The sequence below is a fragment of the Pseudarthrobacter phenanthrenivorans genome (genome assembly GCF_036455295.1).
Classification (GTDB): Bacteria; Actinomycetota; Actinomycetes; order Actinomycetales; family Micrococcaceae; genus Arthrobacter; species Arthrobacter phenanthrenivorans_C.
Window position 1 is genome coordinate 58392 of sequence record NZ_JAYXNX010000020.1, and the last position, 4572, is coordinate 62963.

General features: G+C 66.8%; 5 protein-coding genes. 4 read left to right on the forward strand and 1 reads right to left on the reverse strand.

The features are described 5' to 3' along the window. Positions 1 to 356: 356 nt before the first annotated feature. From VXJ37_RS19000 to VXJ37_RS19010, 3 genes are all read left to right on the forward strand, one after another. Positions 357 to 1328: a DnaJ C-terminal domain-containing protein gene (locus VXJ37_RS19000; RefSeq protein ID WP_331324588.1), complete on the forward strand. Its 972-nt coding sequence runs from the start codon at positions 357 to 359 to the stop codon at positions 1326 to 1328. Positions 1329 to 1343: 15 nt separating this feature from the next. Beyond that, positions 1344 to 1769 (forward strand): heat shock protein transcriptional repressor HspR, encoded by a 426-nt coding sequence (locus VXJ37_RS19005; RefSeq protein ID WP_331324589.1) that lies wholly within the window; start codon positions 1344 to 1346, stop codon positions 1767 to 1769. A 210-nt stretch (positions 1770 to 1979) separates the two neighbouring features. Continuing rightward, on the forward strand, positions 1980 to 2366 hold the full coding sequence (locus tag VXJ37_RS19010) for a hypothetical protein (RefSeq protein WP_331324595.1): 387 nt from the start codon (positions 1980 to 1982) through the stop codon (positions 2364 to 2366). Positions 2367 to 2432: 66 nt separating this feature from the next. Here VXJ37_RS19010 and VXJ37_RS19015 read toward each other — a convergent pair whose 3' ends face one another. Further along, on the reverse strand, positions 2433 to 3842 hold the full coding sequence (locus VXJ37_RS19015; RefSeq protein WP_331324590.1) for an aldehyde dehydrogenase family protein: 1410 nt from the start codon (positions 3840 to 3842) through the stop codon (positions 2433 to 2435). A gap of 343 nt (positions 3843 to 4185) precedes the next feature. On the opposite strand from VXJ37_RS19015, the gene VXJ37_RS19020 reads away from it, so the two are divergent. Next, the gene (locus tag VXJ37_RS19020; protein WP_331324591.1) at positions 4186 to 4446 is read left to right on the forward strand and encodes a hypothetical protein; all 261 of its coding nucleotides are present in this window, start codon (positions 4186 to 4188) and stop codon (positions 4444 to 4446) included. Positions 4447 to 4572 lie beyond the last annotated feature (126 nt).

The window sequence follows — 4572 nt, forward strand, 5'->3', positions numbered from 1 at the left end:
CCCCCTCATCCGCTCCGGCGTTCGGCGTTCGTGTCACCTAAGGTGAGATGACCACAAGCTCGGAGCGCTGCATGGGCCCCGGGAGTGGCATCGGGCCTATCGGAGCCGGGTGGCTGGGGATCGCAGATCCCTGCCACCCGGCGTAGGGGCGGGGGCCCATGCAGCGCTCCGAGCTTGTGGTCATCGCACCTTTGGTGCCACCAACGCCGAACGCCGGAGCGGATGCGGGGGCCCGGGAGTGGCATCGGGCCTATCGGAGCCGGGTGGCTGGGGATCGCAGATCCCTGCCACCCGGCGTAGGGGCGGGGGCCCATGCAGCGTGTAGAGCTTTAGTAAGTACAAGAAAGGAAACGCCATTGGCTAGCCAGGATTGGGTGGACAAGGACTTTTACAAGATCCTTGGTGTTGCCAAGGACGCTTCCGACGCCGATATCAAGAAGGCCTACCGGAAGCTTGCGCGGCAGCACCACCCTGACACCAACGCGGGGAACGCTGCTTCCGAGAAGAAGTTCAAGGACATCTCCGAGGCCTATTCGGTGCTCTCGGATCCCGATGAGCGCCAGCAGTATGACGCCATCCGGGCCATGGGCAGCGGGGCCCGCTTTGCTCCCGGCGGCGCCGGCGCCCCCAACGGCGGGTTCGAGGACATGTTCGGCGGCCTGTTCACCGGCAACACCGGACGGCACGCGGGCGGCTTCAACCCGGCAGGCGGCGGCATTCCGCCTGAGTTCGCCGACCTCTTTGGCGGCTTCGGCGGGTCCCCCGGGTTCCAGCGGACGCCGCAGAAGGGCGCCGACCGGACCGCGTCCACCAGCATTTCCTTCGCCGGTTCCATCCGCGGCACCACCATCGGCCTGCGCGAACCCAGCGGCGAGGTCATTGACGTCCGTGTTCCTGCCGGCATCAAGGACGGCCAGAAAGTCCGCGTGCGCGGCAAGGGCCAGCCGGGTGCCGCCGGAAACGGAGACCTGGTGGTGTCCGTCTCCGTCCAGCCGCACGCCTTCTACACGCGCGACGGCGACAACCTCCGCATCCATGTTCCCGTCACCTTCCCCGAGGCTGCTTTGGGCGCTGACATTGAAGTTCCCACCATCGACGGCGACACGGTGAAGGTGCGTGTGCCGGCGGGGACGCCGTCGGGCCGTACCCTGCGGGTGAAGGGCAAAGGCGTGAAGACGTCCAAGGCCACCGGCGACCTTCTGGTAACCATCGACGTCGCAGTTCCCAAGAACCTGAACAAGGACGCCGAAGCTGCGGTCAAGGCGTTCGCCGAGGCCACGTCGTCGGCGGACGTCCGCGAGGGCCTGGCAGCCAAGGCCCGGCTCTAGGAGCGGAGGTGAGCCGTGGACATCAGTGCTGACCAGCCGATCTTCGTGATCTCCGTGGCGGCCGAACTCGCAGACATGCACCCGCAGACCCTGCGGCAGTACGACAGGCTTGGCATCGTCAAGCCCAGCCGTGCCCCCGGGAAGTCCCGCCGCTACTCGCAGCGTGACGTGACCATGCTGCGGGAAGTACAGCGGCTGTCCCAGGAAGGCGTATCGCTGGAGGGCATCAAGCGCATCCTGGAGCTCGAAAACCAGGTGGCCGCCCTCCAAAGCCGCATCTCGGAACTCACCGAGGAACTCGGGCGGCGTCCGCGCTCCGTGGACTCCCGGATCTTCGCCGCAGGCGCTGCCGGCGACGTGGTGAGCCTGGCCCGGGGACAGCGGCCCCGTCCGCGGTCGCAGGCCGTGGTGCTGTGGCGGCCCAGGGCGATCGGCCAGTAAGCCCAACCAGTAGAAACCCGGGAGCGCAGGTACCGCGCCCGGCCGGCCGGGCAAATTAGAGTACCCACTACTCGTGTCCGGACGAACCCCCGGAACTTGAATGGAACCATCGCCGGATCAGCGGCGGTGGTTCCACAAGTTCCGGGGGTTTTTCGTGCTTAAGGTTCTCAGTAAAGGTTTCAGCAGCAAGGCCCGGCCATGAGTCCGGGAATGCAGTCCGTGGCTGCCTTCAGCAGCTCAATGCCGGGCCAGATCCTCCTGGCCCTCGGGCAGACCATCGTGGTGGTGTGCGTCTGCTTCGACATGGTCCGCGAATTGTCCGTCCCGAGGTCGCACCGCCGCTACGTGGCCAGTACCGTCTTCCGCACGCTGGCAATCCCATCGGTCATCGCCAACGCCATGACGGTCTTCGTTGCCCTGGTGATGTCGTCCTGGGTGGATGTGGTGATGGGAATGTTCGTCCTGGTGGCCATCGTTTTCCGGTTCCACCACAACCAGGACGAGGACAACTGGTGGAAGGGCAAGGGCAAGAAGCTTGCCCGGTGGGCCCGCCGGCAGTTCGCCGGCCGCACGTCCACCGCCCCGGCCATGGGGTAGCCAGGACCAACAGCCCGGGAGCCCCGCACGCTGGTTGGCATGCGGGGCTCCCGTTTCCAGGACTTCTCAGCCGTTGATGACCTGCGGCACGCCCAGCGCCTTGAGTCCTTCGACACCGAACTCCACGCCGTAGCCGGACTGCTTGGCGCCACCGAAGGGGATACGCGGGTCCACGGCGCCGTGCCGGTTGATCCAGACGGTGCCGGCCTGGATGCGGGCGGCGACCTCACGGGCAGCCTTCAGGTCGGCGGACCAAACGGAGGCGCCCAGGCCGACGTCGAGCCCGTTCGCCTTTTCCACTGCTTCGTCGATGGTGCTGTAGCGGATGATGGGGAGGGCCGGGCCGAACTGTTCCTCTGCTACCAGCGGGTTGTCGTTGTCGATGTCCGCCACCAGGGTGGTGGGGTAGAAGTAGCCGGGCTGGCCGGTGTCGGGGTTTCCGCCGAGGAGGACGCGTGCTCCGGAAGTCTTCGCTGCCTCCACGAGGTTCGCCACGACGTCGTACTGTGCCCTGTTCTGCAGTGGGCCCAGGACGTTGTTTTCGTCCAGGCCATTGCCCATGGGCATGGCCTTCGCGACGGCGGTGAGTTCCTCGCAGACGGCGTCGTAGATGCTGTCGTGGACGTAGAGGCGCTTGAGGGCCGCGCAGGTCTGGCCGGTGTTCAGGAACGCGCCCCAGAAGATGTCCTGGGCAATGGCCTTGGGGTCGGCGTCGGGCAGGACGATGCCGGCGTCGTTGCCGCCCAGCTCCAGGGTGAGCCGCTTGACGGTGTCGGCGGAGGATTTGATGATGGCGCGGCCGCCGGCGGTGGAACCGGTGAACATGATCTTGCCGATGGCGGGGTGGTCGGTCAGGCGGGCGCCCACTTCGCGGCCGCAGGAGACGACGGAGAGGATGCTGTCGGGGAGCTCTTCATTGAGGACTTTGACCAGGGCCAGGACGGACAACGGGGTGTTGCCGGAGGGCTTGACCACCACGGCGTTGCCCATCCGGAGGGCAGGTGCAAGCTGCCAGACGGCGATCATCATTGGCCAGTTCCAGGGGCCGATGGCGCCGACGACGCCGATGGGCCGGTAATGCAGCTCAGCCCGGGTCTCGCCGTCGTCCACGATGGTTTCCGGTTCCAGCGGCAGGCCTGCCGTGGCTCGGAGCCACGCGACGCAGGCGCCGACCTCGAACCGGGCATTGGGGCCGTTGAGCGGCTTGCCCTGTTCGCGGGAGAGCAGTTGGGCCAGTTCCTCGGCGGAGCGTTCGACGGCGTCGGCTGCTTTCAGGAGCGCGGCGGACCGGGCCTCGTGGCCCAGGGCAGCCCAGGCAGGCTGGGCGGCGACGGCTGCGGCCACGGCATCTTCCAGGTAGTCGAGGTCATGGATGGGGGCTTCGCCCACGGCTTCACCGGTTGCCGGGTCAAAGATGGTCCGGCCGGTGCCGGCGGCGGGGGCGATGGACGCGAGGAGCGCATCATAGGTTTCCAAGGGATACTCCACTTCGAGTAGGCAAGGACGCCAGCCGGTCGGCGTAGCGGGTTACTCCCCAGTGTGGGTTAGGGCCGGTCCACGGCTCTTGTGTTTGGGCGCAGGACCCTTGGCATGGAGGGAACGGCATAAAACTGTGCCAGCTTATTGTGAACTTGTCAGATTAACCCTAGAATCGACGTCAGGTCGGCGAAGCCTCGAGAAACGCCGGGTAACTCCTCCCCGGATCCAGGCAACCGACCCCTCCAACCACCCCAGCAGCGGATACCACGGCTCTTAGTGCGCCGCCGCGGCACAGGTGTCCGGGTTGTGCGCCGTCGCCCCCCGCAAGCAGGAGAACATCATGACTTTAGAGGCCGAGCGCACTGAAGCCCCCGCACCAGCAGCTGCCAATATCTCCCAAGGGGGCAGCTATGTCACCCTGCCCGCCGGCTCGGAAGTACCGCCGCACCCGGAGGGCAGCTACGTCACCCTGCCCGCCGGCCAGGAAGCGTCGCCGCAGCTGAGGGGCGGCTACGTCTCGCTGCCCGGAGCCCTTCCCGGAAACGGCAGCAGGGCCCAGGGCACGTACGTGACACTTCCCGCGGCCGGCAAGGGAGACTAAGGCCAACTGCCCCCCCCGCTGGCTGACCGGCCTTAAAAGCACCTGCCACCCCTTCGGAAGAGGTGGCAGGTGCTTTTCTGCGCTGTCAGCCGGTGTAGGGGTTGTTGATGCCGATGTATTGGGTGG